Below are 21,457 nucleotides of genomic sequence, written 5' to 3' on the forward strand. Positions count from 1 at the left end.
GAGTGATTCAGAAGACGGTGCCGTCGCTGACGATGTTCAGTGGCGGCAGTCCGCCACGCAGGCGTTGCGCCAGCACGCGCCCGGCCGCCCAGGTGCCACCCTCGAGCACGCAGGCCAGCGGCATGTCCCTGTCACTGAGGCCCAGTTCGGCGCGCACCAGCGGTGCCAGTTCGTCGAGCAGCGCCACGGTGAGCGCGCGCCACTCGACGATGAAGGCGTCGCCCGCCTGCCAGGCACGTGTGGCCCAGTCGGTCGGCAGCGGGCGCAGCACGCCGGCGTCGATCAGCAGGCCACCGTTGCGGTACTCGGGCAGGCCGGTCAGCGCGTCGAGCCCGGTCACCCGCACCCCTGCCCATTCAAAGGGTTCGAGCAGCGAATAGGTCAGCCACTGCGAGAGCTTGTGAAAGGGCATCCAGCCATCGCTCAGGCCCGCCCCCGTCACGGTCGGGTGCGGCCAGCAGTCGCCCAGCGGCTCGCCGTCGATGGCGTTCTGCGCGGGCCAGATGCCCGAAAGCGTCTCCAGCAGCAAGACCAGAATGTCGTGCGCCGCCACGCTGGACGCACCGCCCGCCGTCAGCGCGTCGAACAGGGCGCCGGGGCGCCCCAACGGACCGAACACCGCCGGCTGCGCGGACAGCACCTCGCCCAGGCGGCGCAGCAACGCGGCCCGCCCTTCCAGCCCCACCAGCGGGTTGTCGGCCCGCACCTGGAAGGCCTGGCCCAGCTGCGCGGCGGTCACCCGCTGCAGGCCGGCCGCGTCCACGCGCAGCGGCTGCTGCGGATCGCTGGAAAACAGACCGTCCAGAAACGCCTGAAAGCTCGCCACACCCAGGCCTTCGGAACGGGCGAAGCGCTGGCAGCTGGCGGTTTCCAGGTAATGCCAGTCGGCCCCGGCACCGGCGTCCAGCAGCACGCTGACCAGCACCAGGTCGATCTGCGCCCGCGCCCGCGTGGCCGCGTCCACCGCGCCCAGCGCCGCATCCAGCCGGCCCTGGCGGTCCACGCCGCCAGACTCGAAGTGGCGCCAGCGGCTGTGGTACGGGATGCGCCCGTCGGGGTAGCGCTCGCGCGTGAGTTGGGCCACGGTGCGCGCGGCGCCGGCCAGCGCCGCGTCGTGTACCGCGAAATGGCCGGACCCACCGGCCCGCGCGCGGGCCAGCAACTGCTGCGCCCGTTCGCGGACCGCGGTGGTCGAGCGCAGCAGCCGGGCAGCGCCGGCGGAAGTGGACGGATCGGGTGTCGGCATCGGCACGTTCATGCCCCCAGCGCCCGGCCCTTGGCCTTTTTCAGTTCGTCTGCGTCGGGCACCACGCCGGGCGTGAAATAGCCCGCCGCCATCTTGGCGTCCATCTCCACCCGCGCATCGGCGGGAATCAGCTCGTCCGGGATGTTGACGCGCTCGCCGACCTCGATGCCCGAACCGGTGATGGCGTCGTACTTCATGTTGCTCATGGAGACCAGCCGGTGGATCTTGGTGATGCCCAGCCAGTGCAGCACGTCGGGCATCAGCTCCTGGAAACGCATGTCCTGCACGCCGGCCACGCATTCGGTGCGGGCGAAATACTGGTCGGCCGTGTCGCCACCCACCTGGCGCTTGCGCGCGTTGTAGACCAGGAACTTGGTCACCTCGCCCAGCGCCCGGCCTTCCTTGCGCGAATAGGCCACCAGGCCCACGCCACCGCGCTGCGCGCCCTGGATGCACTCTTCGATGGCGTGCGTCAGGTAAGGCCGGCAGGTGCAGATGTCGGAGCCGAACACGTCCGAGCCGTTGCACTCGTCGTGCACGCGCGCGGTCAGCGTCACGGCCGGGTTGGCCAGGTCGCGCGGATTGCCGAAGATGTAGACCGTCTGCCCGCCGATGGGGGGCAGGAAGACTTCGAGGTCCGATCGCGTGACCAGCTCCGGGTACATGCCGCCGGTCTCTTCAAACAGCACGCGGCGCAGCTCGGCTTCGCTGCAGCCGAAGCGCTTTGCCACGCCCGGCAGGTACCAGACCGGCTCCAGCGCCACCTTGGTCACCACCGCGGCGCCGCCCGCCGTCAGCAACTGGCCATCGGGCTGCAGGCGACCTTTCTGCAGCGCATCGATCACCTCGGGCAGCAGCACATGGGCCTTGGTGACGGCGATGGTGGGGCGGATGTCGTAGCCCGCCGCCAGTTCCTGCGCATACACATCGGCCACCTCGGCGCCCCAGGGGTCCAGGCTGACGATCTTGCCGGGGTCGGTCCACTGCGGGTAGGGGCCGATCAGGTCGGTGGGCGCGGTGTTGGTCAGGTCGGCCCGGTGCTCGCGCCTGAGGGCGCCCGCCGCCACGGCCAGCGCGCGGTAGACGCTGTAGCTGCCGCTGTGCGTGCCGATCACGTTGCGGTGTGCGCGGTTGGTGGTGGTGCCCACCACCGGCCCGCGTTCGCGCGCCGTGGCCGCCCCCCAGGCGATGGGCAGGGCACCGAAACCGCCCGAGTGCGAGGTCAGCCGGATGTGCCGCGGGTGCGGCGTCTGGGACAGGGCCAGAGCCTCGCCCGAGGGAGAAGAGTCGTCTGAAGACATGAGCCATCACCTGGTCAGAGCCCCGATGGGCGAACCCGGCGGCAGCGGCGCGAGGCCGTTGCCGTCACCCGCCCAACCCTTAGCAAGGCCGATGCCAACCCCGTCGCGGCGGCGCCCCGGCCTTCCCTGGCGGTCCATGCCGACGGCGGGCGGGCGCGTCTGCGGGGACGCGCTCGGCGTCGCCTTAAAATCTTGCCCCTTTGCCCCCCCGACCTGCTCCCCACGCCATGCACTACGCCGTCTCCCACCACAAACTCAAACTCATCCTCAGCGGCGCTGGCCTGAAGACCGGCGACGCCGCCGGCATCGACCAGCTGTTCGGCGGCAAGGACGGCTACTACTGGTTCGGCACCCTGCGCGACATGTGCCCCGAAGGCAAGACCCTCTCGTGGGAGAACCAGTACGCCCTGGTCGCCGCCATACAGGCCCACGAAGACGCCAGCGCGGCCGAAGACGAGATGCCGGCCGAGAAGCCGACGCCCGCCCACATCGCCGCCATCTCCAAGCTGCTGGCCATATAACGCCCCCACGCTCCGCCGCTGCGCGGGTCGCTGCCCCCCAGAGGGGCTGGGCCTGCCTTGGGGCGGCCCGGCGGCTGGCCCGGTGCCCCCACGCTCCGCCGCTGCGCGGGTCGATGCCCCCCAGGGGGACTGATCCGACTTGGGGCGGCCCGGCGCCGGATCGATTCAGCCCTCACGCTCCACCGCTGTGCGGGTCGCAGCTCCCACACGCTGCCGCGGACGCGGGCGTTCCTAGAATGCCCGCATGAGCTCCGCAAACCCTTCCCCTCTTCGGATTGCCGTGCTCGGCGCCGGTGCCGTCGGCTGTTTCTATGGCGGCATGCTGGCCCGCGCCGGTCACCGCGTCACGCTGATTGGCCGGCCGCAGCACGTGCAGGTCTTCGCCGCGCAGGGACTGCGCATGCAGACCCTCGCGTTCGACGAGACCGTGCCGCTCGCCGCCAGCACCGAGGCCTCGGCCGTGGCCGACGCCGACCTGGTGCTGTTCGCCGTGAAGTCGCCCGACACCGAAAGCGCCGGTGAACAGATGCGCCCGCATCTGAAGCCCGGCGCCCTGGTGCTGTGCCTGCAGAACGGCGTCGACAACGCCGAACGCCTGCGCGCCGTGCTGCCCGGCGTCGATGTGGCCGCCGCCGTGGTCTACGTGGCCACCGAGATGGCCGGCCCCGGCCATCTGCGCCACCACGGGCGCGGTGAGCTGGTGATCGAACCCTCGCCCCGCAGCGCGGCCGTGGCGCAGGCGCTGATCGCCGCCGGTGTGCCCACCGAAGTGAGCGACAACGTGCGCGGCGCGCTCTGGGCCAAGCTGATCCTCAACTGCGCCTACAACGCGCTCTCGGCCGTGGGCCGCATCGCCTACGGCGAACTGGTGCAGCGCCCCGGCGTGCGGGACGTGATGCGCGACGTGGTGGCCGAATGCCGCGCCGTCGCCGCCGCCGACGGCGTGTCCCTGCCCGGCGATGTGGACGAGGCCGTGCGCCGCATCGCAGAAACCATGCCCTCGCAATACTCGTCCACCGCGCAGGACCTGATGCGCGGCAAGCCCAGCGAGATCGACCACCTCAACGGCTATGTAGTGCGCCGGGGCGAGGCGCTGGGTGTGCCCACCCAGGCCAACCGCGTGCTGTGGGCGGTGGTCAGGCTGGTGGAAAGCCGCGCCGGCGCCTGAGCGTTCACGCCCCGGCGAAGCGCTGACGCAGCACCCGGTGCAGCAGCTTGCCGGTGGCGTTGCGCGGCATCTCGCTGTCGTCGGCAAAGACCACCCGCGTCGGGCACTTGAAGCCGGCCAGGCGTTCGCGGCACCAGTCGCGCAGCTCGGCCTCGGTCGCACCGAACCCCGGCTGCAGCACCACCACCGCCAGCGGCGTCTCGCCCCACTTCTCGTGCGGCACGCCGACCACGGCGACGTCGCGCACCTTGGGGTGCTGGCCGATCACGCATTCCACCTCGGACGGGTACACGTTCTCGCCGCCGCTGATGATCATGTTGCTCTTGCGGTCGACCAGCCAGATGTAGCCGTCGGCGTCGCGGCGCGCCATGTCACCGACCGAACACCAGTGGCCGTCCAGAGCCTCGGCGGTTTTCTCGGGGTTGCGCCAGTAGCCGTCGAAGACGTAGGCGGTGCGCGAGAACAGCTCGCCCACGTCACCGTCCGGCACCTCGCGGCGCTCGGGGTCGAGCAGACGGATCGGGCCGCTGCCGGCCCACTCGCGCCCCACCGAGCCGAGTTTGCTCAGTTGTTCGTCGGGACGCAGCAGCGTGACCCAGCCGGCCTCGGTGGAGCCGTACAACTCGTAGAGCTGGCCGTTGGGGAACAGCTCCATGATCCCGCGCTTGGTGTCGGGCCGCGCCGGCGCCGACGAGATCATCAGCTTGCCCACGGCGCTCAGGTCGTAACGGCGTTTCACCTCGCCCGGCAGCGACAACATCATGATGTAGTGGGTCGGCACCAGCGAGGTGAAGGTCACGCGGTCTTCGGCCAGGGTCTTCATCACCGCCTCGGGGTCGAAACTGGAGCTGTCGTCGATCACGATGCTCGCGCCCAGGTGCACGAAGGTCGTGCCGAAGTAGAGCGAATTCGCGTGGCACAGCGGCATCACCAGCAACGCCGTGTCGTCGCGGGTGAAGCCCATCTCCAGCGCGGTCGCCAGCGCGATCAGGGTGCTGCCGCCGTGGGCGCGCACGGCGCCCTTGGGCCGGCCAGTGGTGCCCGAGGTGTACATCAGCGCGCAATGGTTCTGCGGGCCGACCTCGGGCAGGGCGATGGTGGTGTCGGCACCGGCCAGCAGCACCTCGTAATCCAGCCAGCCGGCGGCAGCGTCGGCGGCGTCCAGCGCGATGCAGCGCCCGGCCGGCAGCGCCAGGTCGCCGCGCACGCCGTCCACCGTGGCGCAGAAGCCCGGCCCCGCGATCACCGCGCCGACCTCGGCGTGGCCGAGGATGTAGGCGATCTCCGGCCCGCTCAGGCGGAAGTTCAGCGGCACCACCAGCAGGCCGGCGCGCGCCATGCCGGCGTAGATCTCCATCCATTCGAGCCGGTTGTGCGCGATCACCGCCACCCGGTCGCCTTTGTGCAGGCCCAGCCCGAGCAGGCCGGCCGCCAGCCGGGTGGCGCGCGCGTCCCATTCGGCGTAGCTCAGGCGGCGGCGCGAGTCGCGCACGGCAAGTTTGTGGGGCGTCAGCCGCGCGTGGGTGGCGACGGCGTCGGCGATGGTGAGCAAGGGGCCCATGGTCTGTCTCCTGTGTGATGCGTTCGTGGGGGTCGGGGTGAATCCGGACTTGATTTGTTTGAACTCTGAATTCAGAATGCAATTTCGTCAATACCCCCGGAGACACACCATGACCCCACCCCCCATCGGCGAACAGTCCGCCGCCGCCGTCATCGCGCGGTTCCTCAAGGCGCGCGGCGTGCGGCGCGTCTATGCCCTGTGCGGCGGGCACGTCATGCCGATCTGGATGCGGCTGGACGCCGAGGGCATCCGCATCGTCGACGTGCGCGACGAACGCGCCGCGGTCTACATGGCGCACGCCGAAGCGCAGCTGACCGGCAGCCTGGGCGTGGCCCTGGTGACCGCCGGGCCGGGCGTGACCAACGCCATGACCGGCATCGCCAACGCCCATGTGGCCAAGGCCCCGGTGCTGGTGCTCTCGGGCCTGCCGCCCACGCCGCAGGAAAACCGCGGCGCGCTGCAGGACATCGTGCACACCGAGCTGGTGCGCAGCTTGACCCGCTACGCCCGCACGGTGCGCCACCCCGACCTGGTGCCGCAGGAACTCGCCGAGGCCACGGCCCGCGCGCTGGGCGAAGCGGGCGAACCCGGCCCGGTCTACCTGGACTTCCCGATCGACACGCTGCGCGCCAACGTGGCCGTGCCGATGCAGCTGCCCGAGGTGTTCGCACCGCCCGCCGCCCTGCCCATGCCGCCGCACCCGCAGGCGGTGCAGGCCGCGTTGCAGCTGCTGTGGGCCGCCAAGCGCCCGCTGTTCATCAGCGGCCGTGGCGCCCAGGGCGCCGGCCCGGCCCTGTGCGCGCTGCTGGAGCGCACCGGCGCCGCCTACCTGGACACCGGCGAGAGCAAGGGCCTGGTGCCCGACGAGCACCCCGGCGTGGTCGCGGCCATGCGCGGCGCGGTCATGGGCCAGGTCGACCTGGTGGTCACCGTCGGCCGGCGGCTCGACTTCCAGCTCGCCTTCGGTTCACCCGCGGTCTTTGGCGACGCGCAATTCCTGCGCATCGCCGACACCGCCGCCGAGCTGCGCGACAACCGGCGCGGCGCGGTCGAGGTGTTCGCAGACCCCGGATTGACGCTCCAGGCGCTACTGGACGCCGCCCCCGACACGCCGCCCGCCAGCGACGGCGCCTGGCTGGCCGGCCTGCGCGAACAGCACCGCCAGCGCTCGGCCAAACTGGCGCAGTCCATGCAAGACGCCCCCGACGGAACCGACGGCCGTCTGCACCCCAACCGCGTGCTGGCCGCGTTGCGCGAGGCCCTGCCGGCCGACGCCATCGTGGTCGCCGACGGTGGCGACTTCCTCTCGTTCGCCCGCGTCGGCCTGCCGGCATCGACCTACCTCGACCCCGGCTCGCTGGGCTGCATCGGCGTCGGCACGCCCTTCGGCATCGCGGCCAGCCTGGCCTGCCCGGGCCGCACCGTCGTGGTGGCCACGGGCGACGGCGCCTTCGGCTTCAACGCCATGGAGATCGACACCGCCGTGCGGCAGAAAGCACCGGTGTTCATCGTCGTGGCCAACAACGGGTCCTGGGCCATCGAGGTGCGCGACCAGCAGGAGACGCACGGCAAGGTGGTCGGCACCCATTTGCAGTTCGCCGACCACGCGGCCATGGCGCGGGCGTTCAACATGCACGCCGAACGGGTCGAGAAAGCCGAGGATCTGGCCGGTGCCATCGCCCGCGCCCTGGCCGAGCTGCGCGCCGGCCGCCCCGCGCTGCTGGACGTGGTGGTCACGCCCGAGGCCGCGTCGTCCGACGCCAAAAGCGGTCTGGCCTGGGTGCCCGACCTGCAGGCGCTGGGCGCCTGGGACGAGGCGGAACGGCGCTGGCGGGCCGGCACCTGAGCCCCCGCCCACTACCATTGGCGCCATGAAACCGCTGCACGCCGCGCCCAGCCTGGTCGAACAGGTCCACCGCTCGATCCTCGCCGAGATCGCCTCGGGCCAGTTGCGCCCGGGCGAACGCATCATCCAGGAGCAGCTGGCGCAGCAGCTGGGCATCTCGCGCCAGCCGGTGCAGCAGGCCCTGACCCTGCTGCGCAAGGAAGGCGTGCTGATCGACGCGCCCGGCCGCGGCCTGCAGGTGGCGCCGCTGGACCTGGCGCATGTGCGCCACCTGTACGAGGTGCGCGCGGTGATCGAAGGCCTGGCCTTCCGCAGCGCCGCCGAACGCAACGCCAAGGCCGCCGCCGCGCGCGGGCCGGCGCTGATCCTGGCCGGCCGCAAAGCCGCCGCCAGCGGCGCCTATGGCGCCATGATCGCCGCCGACATGGCCTTTCACGACTTCATCTACGGCCTCTCGGGCAATCCCCTGGTCGCGCCCGCGATGGAGACCCACTGGACCCAGACCCAGCGCGTGATGGGCGAGGTGCTGATGCGCGACGACAAACCGCGCGACATCTGGGACCAGCACGAAGCCCTGCTGGCCGCCGTCGCCGCCGGGGATGGCGAAGGCGCGGAGAAGCTGGCCCGGCGCCACATCCTGGAGGCCGCCGACTTCATGATCGGGCGGCTGCAGAAAGAAACCGGCTAAGCCCCGGCGACCCGCCCGCAGGGCCGTCGTCCTCCCATGGCAAGTGCGGCTGGTATATTTCGCATGCGAAACAAATAGCCACACCACATGCCTCCCACCCGACCACCCCGCCTGATCTTCCTGCTCAACGCCGCGCAACGCCGGCTGCAGCAGCTCGTCGCCGCCGAACAGCTGCGCCTGGCCCACGACAGCGACAACGCCCCCTCGCCCGCGCAAGGCGGCCTGCTGTTCGTGCTGCAGCACAACGACGGCTGCACCATGGGCGAGATCGCGCAGGCGCTGGACCTCGCGCCCTCGGCCGCCACCGGCCTGGTGCAGCGCACCGAGGCGCTGGGCTGGGTGCAGCGCGCCGCCTGCCCGCAAGACGCGCGCACCCAGCGCGTGTGGCTGCTGGCCGCCGGGCGCGATCAGCTGCCCCTGCTGCGCGCCGCCGTGCAGCGCATCAACCGCCGGCTGGGCGCCGGCTTCAGCGCCGACGAGCTGGCCACCGTGGCCCGCTGGCTGCAACACGTGCAACAGACCACCCCGACACCCGACGCACCCATGAGCGCCGCCGGGCCGCTCCCAAGGCGCTCGGCTCCGCAGTGCACAGCACGGAGGGTCGTTCAGTGACCACCCCGCACCACACCCCCGACGAAACCGTGCACATCACCTGCGCCGACGGCCAGCGCCTGCACGGCCACTTCATCGCCCGCAGCGGCGGCGCCCCGGGCGGCCTGCCGGTGCTGATCTCGCCCGCCACCGGCGTGCGCCAGCATTTCTACCTGCGCTTCGCCCGCTGGCTGGCGGCGCAGGGCCACGACGTGCTGGTGTTCGATTACCGCGGCATCGGCCTGTCGCTGCACGGCCGGCTCAAAGACTGCCGCGCCACCCTGGCCGACTGGGGCCAGCTCGACCAGGTCGCGGCGCTGGACTGGCTGCTGGCGCGCACCGGCGCGGCGCAGGCCGTCATCGTCGGCCACAGCGCGGGCGGGCAGATGCTCGGCCTGCTGCCCAACCACCACCGCGTGGCGCGGCTGGTCGGCATCTCGGCCTCCACCGGCTGGTTCAAGGCCATGCGCCCCGGGTTCCGCTGGAAAGCCAATCTCGGCATGCGGCTGCTGCTGCCGCTGGGCACCCGGCTGACCGGCTATGGCACCACCGCGCGGCTGGGCCTGGGCGAAAATCTGCCCGCGGGCGTGGCGCTGCAGTGGTCGCGCTGGTGCACCCGCGGCGGCTACGCCACCAACGCCGTGCGGCACCAGCCGGAAAAGGATTTCCACGCCCTGGTGCGCACGCCCGTGACGGTGCTGCACGCCGAGGACGACGACATCGCCAACCCGGCCACCGTGGCCGACCTGCTGCGCACCCTGCCCGCCGCACCGCGCCAGGCGCACTGCCTGCGGCCGCGCGACCACGGCCTGCGCCAGCTCGGCCATCTCGACTGGTTCCGCAGCTCGCACCAGAGCGTGTGGCCACTGATGGCGCAGGCGGTGCGCGGTGAGACACTGGCACTCCCCGGCGCCCAGGACCACCCATGACCACCCCACCGCCGACCGACGACGCCAACGCCGACGACCTGCCGCGCTGCCGCTGGTGCGACGGCGCGCCCGAGTTCCCGGCCTACCACGACGCCGAGTGGGGCTTCCCGGTCGCAGACGACCGGCGCCTGTTCGAGAAGGTCTGCCTCGAAGCCTTCCAGTCGGGCCTGTCGTGGCGCACCATCCTGAGCAAACGCGAGCACTTCCGCCGCGCCTTCCTCGGTTTCGACTTCGACCGCGTCGCCGCCTTCGGCCCCAAAGACGTGGAGCGCCTGCTGCAGGACGAAGGCATCGTGCGCCACCGCGGCAAGATCGACGCCGTGATCCGCAACGCGGCTGGCGCGCAGGCGCTGGTGAAAGAGTTCGGCTCGCTCGGCGCCTACTTCTGGCGCTTCGAACCCGACCCGGCCACGCTCGCCGCGCCGCAGACCGCGTCGACCCACGCGGCCTCGGTCGCCATGTCCAAGGACCTCAAGCAATGCGGCTGGTCCTTCGTCGGCCCGACCACCGCCTACGCCTTCATGCAGGCCATGGGCCTGATCAACGACCACGAACTGGGCTGCCATTCGCGGGCCAAAGCCGCGGCGGCGCGCCAGGCGTTCACGCCGCCGCTGGTTGACACAATGCGGCCAGGCTGAGCGCATCAGCGCCGTGGGGGCTGTGCTGGTTTTTGCGGACCCGACCGGGTGTTTGTGGTGGCACCATGGGCACGGTCGGGCCTGCCGGATCGCTTGAACCGGTTCACGCCTGCGGCCGATGCCTTCAAACGACAAGCCCATCACCCATGCCTCGATACGTCGCCTTCCTCCGCGGTGTTTCGCCGACGAACCTCAAGATGCAGGACCTCAGGTCGGCCCTTGAGCACGCCGGCTTCGATGAAGTCCGCACGGTGCTTTCCAGCGGCAACGCGGTCTTCAACTGCGACGAGCAGGCTGGTGTCGCACTGGCGCAGCGGGTTGAATTGGCAATTGCCCGGCGCGTCGGGCGCGTGTTTCCCGTCATGCTGCGCAGCGCCGAAGCGCTGGCGGCGCTGCTCCGCTCGGATCCCTATGCGCCGTACGGCCTGCCCGCCCATGCCAAGCGCGTCGTCACCTTCCTGAAGACACCGATGCCGTCCAGGCTGCCGCTGCCGTTGACAGAAGGCGCGGCCACGGTGATTCACCAGATCGGTGCCGAAGTCTTCACCGCCTACATCCCCGGCCCCGACGGCCCGGTCTTCATGAAGCTCATTCAGCGGGCCTACGGCACCGAGGTGACGACCAGGACCTGGGACACCGTCGCGCGGTGTGCACGCGCATGAGTTCAACACACGCCACCCGTCCATCGTCGCGCCGCGCGATCAGGGCCATCGCCTGCGTCGAAGCCGCCAAAGGCGTCATCGTGTTGCTCGCCGCGACGGGGCTGGCCTCAATGGTGCATGAGGACCTCCATCAACTGGCGGTCCGGTTGGTGGCGCACTTCCATCTGAACCCCGCCGCCGAATACCCCCACATCTTTCTGGATGCGGCCGCGCACTGGCAGCCCCGGCTGGTCTGGCTCGCGCTGGGGGCGGCCGTCTACGCCACGCTGCGCCTGGTCGAGGCCTATGGCCTGTTCTGGGAGCGGGCCTGGGCGGAATGGCTGGCGGCGGTGAGCGGTGGCGTGTATGTGCCGGTCGAGCTGGTCGAGCTCATGCGCCAACCGTCTGCGTTGGGCCTGGCGGTCCTGACGGTCAATGTGGTCGTCGTTGCGGTCATGGTGCGGGCGCTGGTGCAAAGGCGCAGGTCTGAGGCGGCGGTCTGAGGCCAGCGGTGCGCGTTGGTCCCGACAGGGCCCATGTCCCTCCAGACCGCTGGGTCGGCGCACCCCGCGCGCCAAAGGCGTTTACACTCCGTCCCGCTCCGGGGTGCACGTAAGGCGTGCTGAGATGGCGGACTTGACCGCCGGAACCGCGAACTTGATCTGGTTAGTACCAGCGTAAGAAGAGCTGCAGCGCCGATGTGCGCGAGTCCGTCCGGGCCCATAGGGTCACTGGTGGGCTTGCACCCCACGGCGTCGAGGCGGGGCATTCATCCAATCCACATGGAGACTGCCTCATGAACGCCCCCGACAAGCTGCAACAACTGCTCACGCTCACCCGCGAACCCTTCCCCCAGTCCCGCAAGGTCTATGTGCCCGGTGCCCAGCCCGGCGTGCAGGTGCCCATGCGCGAGATCGCGCTGACCAACGGCGAGACGGTCACGTTCTACGACACCTCCGGTCCCTACACCGACCCGGCCGCGGCCATCAACATCCGCCAGGGTCTGGCCGCGGGCGCGCGCGCCGGCTGGATCGCGGCGCGCGGTGACACCGAAGCCTATGAAGGCCGCAGCCGTGTGGCGCTGGACGACGGCGGCAAACACGGGGACACCACCGACGCCCGCATCGAAGCCCTGCGCGCCGAGGCCGCGGCTCTGCAGCGCCAGCCGCTGCGCGCCAAGGCCGGCGCCAACGTGACCCAGATGCACTACGCGCGCAAGGGCATCGTCACGCCCGAGATGGAATACATCGCGATCCGCGAGAACGGCAAACGCGAGTGGATGCGCGAGTACCTGGGCAGCGCCGAACGCGAGGCACGCCTGCGCGGCAACCCCATGGGCGCGCGCATCCCCGACATCATCACGCCCGAGTTCGTGCGCGACGAGGTGGCGCGCGGCCGCGCGGTGATCCCGGCCAACATCAACCACCCCGAGGTCGAGCCGATGATCATCGGCCGCAACTTCCTGGTGAAGATCAACGCCAACATCGGCAACTCGGCCGTGACCTCGTCGATCGAGGAAGAGGTCGAAAAACTCGTGTGGTCGATCCGCTGGGGCGGCGACACGGTGATGGACCTGTCCACCGGCAAGAACATCCACACCACGCGCGACTGGATCGTGCGCAACTCGCCGGTGCCCATCGGCACGGTGCCGATCTACCAGGCGCTGGAGAAGGTGGGCGGCGTGGCCGAGGACCTGAGCTGGGCGATCTTCCGCGACACCCTGATCGAGCAGGCCGAGCAGGGCATCGACTACTTCACCATCCACGCCGGCGTGCGCCTGCCCTTCATCCACCTCACGACGCAGCGGCGCACCGGCATCGTCTCGCGCGGCGGTTCGATCCTGGCCAAGTGGTGCATCACGCACCACAAGGAAAACTTCCTGTACACGCACTTCGACGAGATCTGCGAAATCATGAAGGCCTACGACGTGACCTTCTCGCTCGGCGACGGCCTGCGCCCCGGCTCGGGCGCCGACGCCAACGACGAGGCGCAGTTCGCCGAGCTGCGCACGCTGGGCGAGCTGACGCAGATCGCCTGGAAGCACGACGTGCAGACCATGATCGAAGGCCCCGGCCACGTGCCCATGCACATGATCCAGGCCAACATGGACGAGCAGATCAAGCACTGCCACGAGGCACCGTTCTACACGCTCGGCCCGCTGACCATCGACATCGCGCCGGGCTACGACCACATCGCCAGCGCCATCGGCGCGGCCATGATCGGCTGGATGGGCACGGCCATGCTGTGCTACGTCACGCCCAAGGAACACCTGGGCCTGCCCGACCGCGACGACGTCAAGCAGGGCATCATTGCCTACAAGATCGCGGCGCACGCCGCCGACGTCGCCAAGGGCCACCCGGGACAACGCGCACGCGACGACGCGATGAGCAAGGCGCGCTTCGAGTTCCGCTGGCGCGACCAGTTCGCGCTCGGCCTGGACCCGCAGACCGCCGAGGCCTACCACGACGAAACCCTGCCCAAGGACTCGTCCAAGGAGGCGCATTTCTGCAGCATGTGCGGGCCCAAGTTCTGCAGCATGAAGATCACGCAGGACGTGCGCGATTACGCCGCCGCCAAGGGTCTGAGCGAAGAGGCCGCGTTGACCGATGGCATGGCGCAGAAGAGCGCAGAGTTCAAGGCGGTCGGTGGCGAGTTCTACGTGCCGGTGGAGTCACTGACCTCGAAAAGGGGCTGAGCCATGGCACGCATCGGCATTGCAGGCGCCGGCCTGCTCGGCCGGCTGCTCGCCTGGCGGCTGGCGCCCGACCACGACGTGACGGTGTTCGACCCCGCCGACGGACCGCAGGCCCGCAGCGATGGCCGGGGGCCGGCGGCCTTCACGGCGGCGGGCATGCTCAGCCCGCTGGCCGAGCTGGACAACAGCGGCCCGGCCATCGCGGCCCTGGGCTGGCGTTCGATGGCGCTGTGGCGCGAGATCACCGAGGCGCTGGCGCACACCCGTTCACCGCGAACGGGCGCCTTGCCGGCGGCCTGCGGCAGCTGCACCGGCTGCGCCACACCGGGCGGTGATGGCGACGGCGCCGCGGCGGCGCTGCAGCTGCGCACCCTGGGCAGCCTGCTGGTGGCGCACGGCAGCGACCTGGGCGCGGCGCAGCGGGTGCTGGCGCGGCTGGCGCAGGCGCCCGACCTGGCCGGCATCGCGGCCAGCCCACAGCGGCTGGACCGCGATGCCCTGAGCGCGCTGGAGCCCGCCATCGACCCGCGCCTGCACGCCTGGCTGCTGCCGGGCGAGGGGCAGATCCTGCCGCTGCAGGTGCTGCCCGCGCTGTGCGCGGCCTCGCCCCGCGTGCGCTGGCGCTGGCGGCACACGGTGGCCTCGGTGCGGCCGGGCCGCATCGAACTGGACGACGGCACCGAGCAGCGCTTCGACCTGGCCATCGACGTGCGCGGCACGGGCGCCCGGCCCGACCTGCCGGTGCGCGGTGTGCGCGGCGAGGTGGTCTGGCTGCAGGCGCCCGGCGTGCCGCTGCAGCGGCCGGTGCGCCTGCTGCACCCGCGCCACCGCGTCTACATCGTGCCCCGGCCCTGCGACCACATCGTCATCGGCGCCAGCGAGATCGAGAGCGAGGACCGCTCGCCGGTGAGCCTGCGCAGCGCGGTCGAGCTGATGGCCGCGGCCCAGAGCGTGATGCCCGAGCTGGCCGAGGCGCGCATCGTGCACCTGGAGACCAACCTGCGCCCGGCCCTGCCCGACAACGAACCGCGCATCGATCACGCGCCCGGTTTGCTGCGCATCAACGGCCTGTACCGCCACGGCTGGCTGCTGGCGCCGGCGCTGGTGCAGGACGCGCTGGAAAAGATCGGACTCCCCCCTGCGCCGCTGCGCGGCTTCCCCCCTCCCGTGCCGGAGGGGGGACACAGCCTGTGGCCGGGCGAAGCCCGTTCCACGGCTGTCCTGGACGAAATCCTTGCGCGCACCGACCCATGCTGACCTTCAACGACCTCACCCTGCCCTGCCCGGAAGGCCTGACGCTGGCCGCGCTGCTCGACGCGCAGCGGGTGGACGCCATCCGGGTGGCCACCGCCGTCAACGGCGCCTTCGTCCCGCGCCCCCAGCGCGCCACCACCCTGCTGCAGCCCGGCGACACCGTGCTGACCTTCCAGGCCATCGTCGGCGGCTGACCCCCTTCACCGAACCCGGAGACCCCACCATGTTCCGCACCCTGCTCAAGTCCAAGATCCACCGCGTCGCGGCGACGCAGTGCGAGCTGCACTACGAAGGCTCCTGCGCCATCGACGAAGACCTGCTGGAAGCCGCAGGCATCTGCGAAAACGAGCAGATCCACATCTGGAACATCAACAACGGCGAGCGCTTCATCACCTACGCCATCCAGGGCGCGCGTGGCAGCGGCATGATTTCGGTCAACGGCTCGGCGGCGCGCCGCGCCTCGGTCGGTGACCTGCTCATCATCGCGGCCTTCGCACAGGTGCACGAGGACCACGTCGCTGCTCACAGGCCGCAGCTGGTCTTCGTCGACGAACACAACCGCGCCACCGGCTCGCGCGACCACGTGCCGGTGCAGCAGCAATGACCGACAAAGACCTGGCGCAGCGCAGCCTGCGCAGCGTGTGGCACCCCTGCACGCAGATGAAGCGGCACGAGGCCCAGCCGCCCGTGGCGATCGCGCGCGCCGAAGGGCCGTGGCTGGTCGGCACCGACGGCACCCGCTACCTGGATGCGGTCAGCTCCTGGTGGGTCAACCTGTTCGGCCACAGCCACCCCGCCATGCGCGCCGCGCTGGCCGACCAGATGAACACACTGGACCACGTGATGCTGGCCGGCTTCACGCACGCACCGGTGGTGGAACTGTCGGAGCGGCTGTCGGCGCTGACCGGCCTGGGCCACGCCTTCTACGCCAGCGACGGCGCATCGGCCACCGAGATCGCGCTGAAGATGAGCGCGCACTTCTGGCGCAACAGCGGCCGCCCGGCCAAGAGCCGCTTCGTCGGCCTCGCCGGGGGTTACCACGGTGAGACCGTGGGCGCGCTGGCCGTGACCGACATCGCCCTGTTCCGCGAGGCCTACGCGCCGCTGGTGCGGCTGGCCGCCACCGTACCCAGCCCCGACCGGCGTGGCGCCGGCGCCGATGCCGCCGCGGCCGCACTGGCCGACTGGCTGGCCCAGCACCACGAGACCACGGCCGCGCTGATCGTCGAGCCCCTGGTGCAGTGCGCCGCCGGCATGGCCATGCACGACCCGGCCTACCTGCGCCAGGCACGCACCCTGTGCGACCAGCACGGCGTGCACCTGGTGGTGGACGAGATCGCCACCGGCTTCGGCCGCACCGGCACCCTGTTCGCGCACGAGCAGGCCGGCATCCGGCCCGACTTCCTCTGCCTGTCCAAGGGCCTGACCGGCGGCACCCTGCCGCTGTCGGCGGTGCTGACCACCGACGCGGTGTACGCCGCCTTCTACGACGACGACGTGGCGCGCGGCTTTCTGCACTCGCACTCCTACACCGGCAACCCGCTGGCCTGCCGCGCCGCGCTGACCACGCTGGACCTGTTCGAACAGGAAGACGCCCTGGTCCGCAACCGCGCCACCGCACAGGCGCTGGACACGCTGCTGGCGCCGCTGACCGCGCACCCGCGGGTGCGGCATCCGCGGCGCCAGGGAATGATCTGGGCCTGGGACATCGAGACCCCGCTGCCCGACTTTGCGCGCCGCTACCAGGGCCACGCGCTGGCGCGCGGCCTGGTGCTGCGGCCCATCGGCCAGACGCTGTACTTCATGCCGCCCTATGTGCTGGGTGAAGAGGCGATGCAGCACCTGGCCCACGGCGCGCTGGCCGCGCTGGACGCCACGCTGGCCGAGGAATGACATGAGGCACCCCCTGCGCCGCTTCGCGTCTTCCCCCTCTCTCGCCTTCGGCGGGAGGGGGACTCACCCCTGTGGCCCGGCAAAGCCGGTTCCACGGGTGCCCTGGATGGAGCCAAGGGCATGAACGCTTTCTTCGTGACCGGCACCGACACCGGCGTCGGCAAGACCTTCGTGAGCTGCGCCCTGCTGCATGCGCTGGCGCGCCGCCACCCGCGTGTGGTCGGCATGAAGCCGGTGGCCGCCGGCCTGGTGCCCACGCCGGAGGGCTGGGACAGCGAGGACGCGATCGCCCTGCGCACGGCCTCGACCGTGCGCGTGCCGCCCGGACTGGACAGCCCGGTGCGGCTGCCCGACCCGCTCTCACCCCACCTCGCGGCCGAGCGCGCGGGCACGCACATCGACATCGCCCACCTGGTGGCCTGCCAGCGCGAACTCGCCCAGCACGCCGACGCCATGGTGGTGGAGGGTGCGGGCGGCTTCCTGGTGCCGCTTTCGCCCGAGCACACCGGCGGCGATCTGGCGCAGGCCCTGGGCCTGCCGGTGCTGCTGGTGGTGGGCCTGCGCCTGGGCTGCCTGAACCACGCGCTGCTCAGCGCCGAGACGATCCGCGCGCGCGGCCTCACGCTGGCCGGCTGGGTGGCCAACCGCATCGACCCCGCCATGGCCGCGCCCGACGACAACATCGCCTTCTTGCGCCAGCACCTGCCCGCCCCGCTGCTGGCCGACATCGCCCACAGCGGCGCCCCCGACTTCCGCACCGTGGACCTCCAGCTGCCATGAACCCCACACCCCCCACCAGCTCCTGGCTGGACGAGATCCCCCAGCGCCTGAGCGCCCTGGACGACGCCCACCTGCGCCGCCGCCGCCGCGCCGTCGAGCCCGCCAACGGCCCCGGCGCGGGCGCCCGCCTGCGGGTGGACGGGCGCGAAATGCTGGCCTTCTGCAGCAACGACTACCTGGCCCTGGCCGGCCACCCGGACCTGGCCGACGCCGCCTGCGAAGGCGCCCGCCAATACGGTGTCGGCGCCGGCGGCTCGCCCCTGGTCAGCGGTCACAGCAGCGCCAACGAGGTGCTGGAGCGCGAGCTGGCGGCCTTCGTGGGCCTGCCGCGCGCGCTGTACTTCTACGCCGGCTACGCCACCAACATCGGCATCGTGCCGGCGCTGGTGGGCGATGGGGACGCGATTTTCTCGGACGCGCTCAACCACGCCTGCCTGATCGACGGCGCCCGCCTCTCGCGCGCCCGCATCCACCGCTTCGCCCACGCCGACCTGGCCGAACTCGGAGAACAGCTCGCCGCGAGCCCGGCGCGGCGCAAGCTGGTCATCAGCGACGCGGTGTTCAGCATGGACGGCGACGCGGCCGACATTCCCGCGCTGCGGGCACTGTGCGAGCGGCACGACGCCCTGCTGCTGCTGGACGACGCACACGGCTTCGGCGTCTGCGGCCCGCAGGGGCGCGGCAGCCTGGCCGCCGCGGGCCTGACCGGCGACAGCGCCTCGCGCCGCGTGCTCTACATGGCCACGCTGGGCAAGGCCGCGGGCGTGTCCGGCGCCTTCGTGGCCGGGCCCGACGACCTGGTCGAGTGGCTGTTGCAGAAGACCCGCAGCTACATCTTCGCCACCGCGGCGCCGGCCCTGCTGGCCTGCGCGCTGCGCCGCAGCCTGCGGCTGATCGAACACGGCGACGAGCGCCGGGCGCAGCTGCAGCGCCTGATCGCCCGCCTGCGCCAGGGTCTGGCGCCGGTGCTGGCGCGCAGCGGCTGGCGACTCGGCCACTCGGACACGCCCATCCAGCCGCTGCTGATCGGCGGCAACGCCGAGGCGCTGGCGGTGATGGAGGGCCTGCGCGAGCAGGGTCTGTGGGTGCCGGCCATCCGCCCGCCCACCGTGCCCGAGGGCACGGCCCGGTTGCGCATCGCGCTCTCGGCCGCCCACACCGAAGCCGACATCGACCGGCTGGTCCAGGCGCTGGACCGGCTGGCCTGCACACCGGTCGCCCCGCCAACGGTCTCTCAAGGAGCCTGAACCATGTCCACGCTGAACGTCTATGGCACCCCGCTGAACAGCCGCTTCTTCCTCGGCAGCGCGGGCTATCCCTCGCCCCAGGTGCTGCGCGAAGCCATCACCGCCGCCGGCACCCAGGTCGTCACCGTCGGCCTGCGGCGCACGCTGGCGGCCGCCGGCGACAACGGTGTCGTGCAGGGCATCGTCGACAGCGGCGTGCACCTGCTGCCCAACACCGCGGGCTGCCGCACCGCGCGCGAAGCCATCGCGCTGGCCCACATGGCGCGCGAGCTGTACGGCACGCGCTGGCTCAAGCTCGAAGTGGTGGGCGACGAACACACCCTGCAGCCCGACCCCTGGGGAACGGTGGAGGCGGCGACGCAGCTGATCAAGGACGGCTTCGCGGTCTTCCCCTACTGCACCGACGACCTGGTCACCTGCCAGCGCCTGCTGGACGCGGGCTGCGAAGTGCTGATGCCCTGGGGCGCGCCCATCGGCTCGGGTCAGGGCCTGATCAACCCGTTTGCGTTGCGCACCCTGCGCGCGCGCCTGCCCGGCGTGCCGCTGGTGGTGGACGCCGGCATCGGCGCGCCCTCGCACGCGGCGGCGGCCATGGAACTGGGCTTCGACGCGGTGCTGCTGAACTCGGCCGTGTCGCAGGCGGTGGACCCGGTGCGCATGGCGCGCGCCTTCGGCCTGGCCATCGAAGCCGGCCGCGCCGCGTTCGAGGCCGGCGTGATGGCCCCGCAGGACATGGCCGTGGCCTCCACGCCCGTGTCCGGCCACCCTTTTCTGATCGGATGACGCCATGGTCCCCGTGATCTGGAGCATCGCCGGCACCGACAGCGGCGGCGGCGCCGGCCTGGCGGCCGACCAGCGCGCGGCCGACGCCTTCGGCGTGCACCTGTGCCCGGTCGTCGCGACCGTGACGGCGCAGAACACCACCGCGGTGACGCACATCGACGCCGTGGCCCCCGAGCTGCTGGAGGCGCAACTCGCCGCCCTGGCCGAGGACCTGCCGCCGGCCGTCATCAAGACCGGGCTGCTGGGCAGCGCGGCCAACGTGGAAGTCGTCGCGCGCTGGGTGGACCGGCTGCGCCAGCGCGGCCCGCTGCCACTGGTGATCGACCCGGTGCTGCGCGCCAGCACCGGCGCAGCCTTCGCCGACCCGGCCCTGATGCAGGCCTACCGCGAACGGCTGCTGCCGCGCGCCAGCGTCATCACGCCCAACCAGAGCGAGGCGGTGCTGCTGCTCGGCCCGCTCGGTGGCAGCGACGTGCCGGCGCTCGGTCGCGCGTTCCGGGCGCTGGGCGTGCCGGCCGTGGTGGTCACCGGGGGCGACGCGGCCACGCCCGGGCTGTCGAGCGACTGGCTGGACGCGCCCCACGCGCAGGGCTGGCTGACGCTGCCGCGCGTGGACACACCGCACCACCACGGCACCGGCTGCACCTTCGCCACCGCGCTGGCGGCCGCGCTGGCCCTGGGCTGGGTGGCGGCCGACGCCGCCGTGCTGGCCAAGATGGCGACCACCCACGCGCTGCGGCATGCGCGCGCGGTGGGACGCGGCGCCGGGCCGGTGGCCGCGCGCGAAGGTTTCGGCACCGACCCGACGCTGCTGCCCCGGCTGTCGCTGGACGCGCAGGCCCCCAGCGCCTGGCCCGCCGCCCGAGCGCGTGCGCGCGACCCCGGCGTCTACGCCATCGTGGACAGCGCCGAGCGGGTGCAGGCCGTGCTGCGCGCCACGCCGACGGTGGACACGGTCCAGCTGCGCATGAAGCGGCCCGACGGCCTGCCCGATGCGGACTGGCAGGCGCAGCTGCGCGAGGCCATCGGCCGCAGCCAGCGCGCGGCCGATGCCGCGGGGGTGCCCCTGGTCATCAACGACCACTGGCGGGCCGCGCTGCTGGCCGGCGCGCGCGCGCTGCACCTGGGGCAGGAGGACCTGATGGCGCTCACGCCCGCCGACCAGGCGACGCTGCAGACCGCGCGCGACCGGGGCGTGCAACTCGGGCTGAGTTCGCACAGCCTGTGGGAGCTGTGCCGCGCCGCCGCGCTGCGGCCCGACCTGATCGCCTGCGGCCCGGTCTGGCCCACCACCACCAAGGCCATGCCCTGGGCACCCCAGGGCCTGGACAACCTGGCCTGGTGGGCGCACATGGCGCCGGCACCGGTGGTGGGCATTGGTGGCGTGCTGGACCCCGCGCAACTGCAGGCCGTGGCCGCGGCCGGCGCGGCCGGTGGCTGCGTGGTGCGCGGGCTGGGCGACGACCCCGCCAGCACCCTGCCGGCCTGGCGCAACGCCTGGCGCACCGGGCAGGCGGTGCGCGGCCAGCACGGCGTGCCGGCCCTGCCGCACGCCACGCTGCGCGGCCCCGACCGCCCCGTCTCTGGGTAAGGGTTAACCCTCGGCTCTGGTAAGGTCCGGGGGTTTCGTCACCGCCGGGCGACCGGGGCGCCAGACGCCCAGGAGCACCGGCTT

General features: G+C 72.0%; 21 protein-coding genes and 1 riboswitch. Of the genes, 18 read left to right on the plus strand and 3 right to left on the minus strand.

The genetic code is table 11. The features are described 5' to 3' along the window. Positions 1 to 7: 7 nt before the first annotated feature. Both RMP09_RS13270 and RMP09_RS13275 read right to left on the minus strand, forming a co-directional pair. Positions 8 to 1,258, minus strand: a complete 1,251-nt coding sequence (locus RMP09_RS13270; RefSeq protein WP_310566452.1) for a URC4/urg3 family protein — start codon at positions 1,256 to 1,258, stop codon at positions 8 to 10. Further along, entirely contained in the window at positions 1,255 to 2,547 is a 1,293-nt protein-coding gene (locus tag RMP09_RS13275) for a GTP cyclohydrolase II (RefSeq protein WP_310566453.1), read from the minus strand. Before RMP09_RS13275 ends, RMP09_RS13270 begins: the two co-directional genes overlap by 4 nt. A gap of 227 nt (positions 2,548 to 2,774) precedes the next feature. On the opposite strand from RMP09_RS13275, the gene RMP09_RS13280 reads away from it, so the two are divergent. Next, positions 2,775 to 3,068 carry a hypothetical protein gene (locus tag RMP09_RS13280; protein ID WP_310566454.1) on the plus strand — a complete coding sequence of 98 codons (294 nt, stop codon included), beginning with the start codon at positions 2,775 to 2,777 and terminating at the stop codon, positions 3,066 to 3,068. 244 nt (positions 3,069 to 3,312) lie between these two features. Next, positions 3,313 to 4,236 (plus strand): 2-dehydropantoate 2-reductase, encoded by a 924-nt coding sequence (locus RMP09_RS13285; RefSeq protein WP_310566455.1) that lies wholly within the window; start codon positions 3,313 to 3,315, stop codon positions 4,234 to 4,236. 4 nt (positions 4,237 to 4,240) lie between these two features. Here RMP09_RS13285 and RMP09_RS13290 read toward each other — a convergent pair whose 3' ends face one another. Continuing rightward, positions 4,241 to 5,797, minus strand: coding sequence for a class I adenylate-forming enzyme family protein (locus RMP09_RS13290; protein WP_310566456.1), 1,557 nt, complete (start codon positions 5,795 to 5,797; stop codon positions 4,241 to 4,243). A 109-nt stretch (positions 5,798 to 5,906) separates the two neighbouring features. On the opposite strand from RMP09_RS13290, the gene RMP09_RS13295 reads away from it, so the two are divergent. The 16 genes from RMP09_RS13295 (at position 5,907) to thiD (ending at position 21,373) form a co-directional block, all read left to right on the plus strand. After that, complete coding sequence (locus RMP09_RS13295) at positions 5,907 to 7,643, plus strand: thiamine pyrophosphate-binding protein (RefSeq protein WP_310566457.1); 1,737 nt, start codon at positions 5,907 to 5,909, stop codon at positions 7,641 to 7,643. Positions 7,644 to 7,668: 25 nt separating this feature from the next. Further along, positions 7,669 to 8,331: a GntR family transcriptional regulator gene (locus RMP09_RS13300; protein ID WP_310566458.1), complete on the plus strand. Its 663-nt coding sequence runs from the start codon at positions 7,669 to 7,671 to the stop codon at positions 8,329 to 8,331. 87 nt (positions 8,332 to 8,418) lie between these two features. After that, positions 8,419 to 8,943, plus strand: a complete 525-nt coding sequence (locus RMP09_RS13305) for a MarR family winged helix-turn-helix transcriptional regulator (protein WP_310566459.1) — start codon at positions 8,419 to 8,421, stop codon at positions 8,941 to 8,943. After that, positions 8,940 to 9,851, plus strand: a complete 912-nt coding sequence (locus RMP09_RS13310) for an alpha/beta fold hydrolase (protein ID WP_310566460.1) — start codon at positions 8,940 to 8,942, stop codon at positions 9,849 to 9,851. Before RMP09_RS13305 ends, RMP09_RS13310 begins: the two co-directional genes overlap by 4 nt. Further along, positions 9,848 to 10,489 (plus strand): DNA-3-methyladenine glycosylase I, encoded by a 642-nt coding sequence (locus RMP09_RS13315; RefSeq protein ID WP_310566461.1) that lies wholly within the window; start codon positions 9,848 to 9,850, stop codon positions 10,487 to 10,489. The genes RMP09_RS13310 and RMP09_RS13315 overlap by 4 nt, the downstream gene beginning before the upstream one ends. 146 nt (positions 10,490 to 10,635) lie before the next feature. After that, complete coding sequence (locus RMP09_RS13320; RefSeq protein ID WP_310566462.1) at positions 10,636 to 11,151, plus strand: DUF1697 domain-containing protein; 516 nt, start codon at positions 10,636 to 10,638, stop codon at positions 11,149 to 11,151. After that, a complete protein-coding gene (locus RMP09_RS13325) occupies positions 11,136 to 11,633 on the plus strand; it encodes a DUF2127 domain-containing protein (protein WP_310566463.1) in 498 nt (165 codons plus the stop codon). The genes RMP09_RS13320 and RMP09_RS13325 overlap by 16 nt, the downstream gene beginning before the upstream one ends. An 89-nt stretch (positions 11,634 to 11,722) precedes the next feature. Beyond that, positions 11,723 to 11,831, plus strand: a riboswitch (TPP riboswitch). Positions 11,832 to 11,926: 95 nt separating this feature from the next. After that, positions 11,927 to 13,825, plus strand: coding sequence for a phosphomethylpyrimidine synthase ThiC (gene thiC / locus RMP09_RS13330; protein ID WP_310566464.1), 1,899 nt, complete (start codon positions 11,927 to 11,929; stop codon positions 13,823 to 13,825). Positions 13,826 to 13,828: 3 nt separating this feature from the next. Then, positions 13,829 to 15,082 (plus strand): FAD-dependent oxidoreductase, encoded by a 1,254-nt coding sequence (locus tag RMP09_RS13335; RefSeq protein WP_310566465.1) that lies wholly within the window; start codon positions 13,829 to 13,831, stop codon positions 15,080 to 15,082. Next, positions 15,076 to 15,273 carry a sulfur carrier protein ThiS gene (gene thiS, locus RMP09_RS13340; RefSeq protein WP_310566466.1) on the plus strand — a complete coding sequence of 66 codons (198 nt, stop codon included), beginning with the start codon at positions 15,076 to 15,078 and terminating at the stop codon, positions 15,271 to 15,273. The genes RMP09_RS13335 and thiS overlap by 7 nt, the downstream gene beginning before the upstream one ends. 29 nt (positions 15,274 to 15,302) lie before the next feature. Next, positions 15,303 to 15,683 (plus strand): aspartate 1-decarboxylase, encoded by a 381-nt coding sequence (panD, locus tag RMP09_RS13345; RefSeq protein ID WP_310566467.1) that lies wholly within the window; start codon positions 15,303 to 15,305, stop codon positions 15,681 to 15,683. After that, positions 15,680 to 16,972, plus strand: a complete 1,293-nt coding sequence (locus RMP09_RS13350; protein WP_310566468.1) for an adenosylmethionine--8-amino-7-oxononanoate transaminase — start codon at positions 15,680 to 15,682, stop codon at positions 16,970 to 16,972. Before panD ends, RMP09_RS13350 begins: the two co-directional genes overlap by 4 nt. Before the next feature lie 120 nt (positions 16,973 to 17,092). Beyond that, entirely contained in the window at positions 17,093 to 17,752 is a 660-nt protein-coding gene (bioD, locus tag RMP09_RS13355; RefSeq protein ID WP_310566469.1) for a dethiobiotin synthase, read from the plus strand. Then, on the plus strand, positions 17,749 to 18,999 hold the full coding sequence (gene bioF / locus RMP09_RS13360) for an 8-amino-7-oxononanoate synthase (protein WP_310566470.1): 1,251 nt from the start codon (positions 17,749 to 17,751) through the stop codon (positions 18,997 to 18,999). Before bioD ends, bioF begins: the two co-directional genes overlap by 4 nt. Before the next feature lie 3 nt (positions 19,000 to 19,002). Next, entirely contained in the window at positions 19,003 to 19,782 is a 780-nt protein-coding gene (locus tag RMP09_RS13365; RefSeq protein ID WP_310566471.1) for a thiazole synthase, read from the plus strand. A 4-nt stretch (positions 19,783 to 19,786) separates the two neighbouring features. Next, positions 19,787 to 21,373 (plus strand): bifunctional hydroxymethylpyrimidine kinase/phosphomethylpyrimidine kinase, encoded by a 1,587-nt coding sequence (gene thiD / locus RMP09_RS13370; RefSeq protein WP_310566472.1) that lies wholly within the window; start codon positions 19,787 to 19,789, stop codon positions 21,371 to 21,373. Positions 21,374 to 21,457: the final 84 nt, after the last annotated feature.

The sequence above is a fragment of the Hydrogenophaga sp. genome, from assembly GCF_031426985.1.
Classification (GTDB): domain Bacteria; phylum Pseudomonadota; class Gammaproteobacteria; order Burkholderiales; family Burkholderiaceae_C; genus Hydrogenophaga.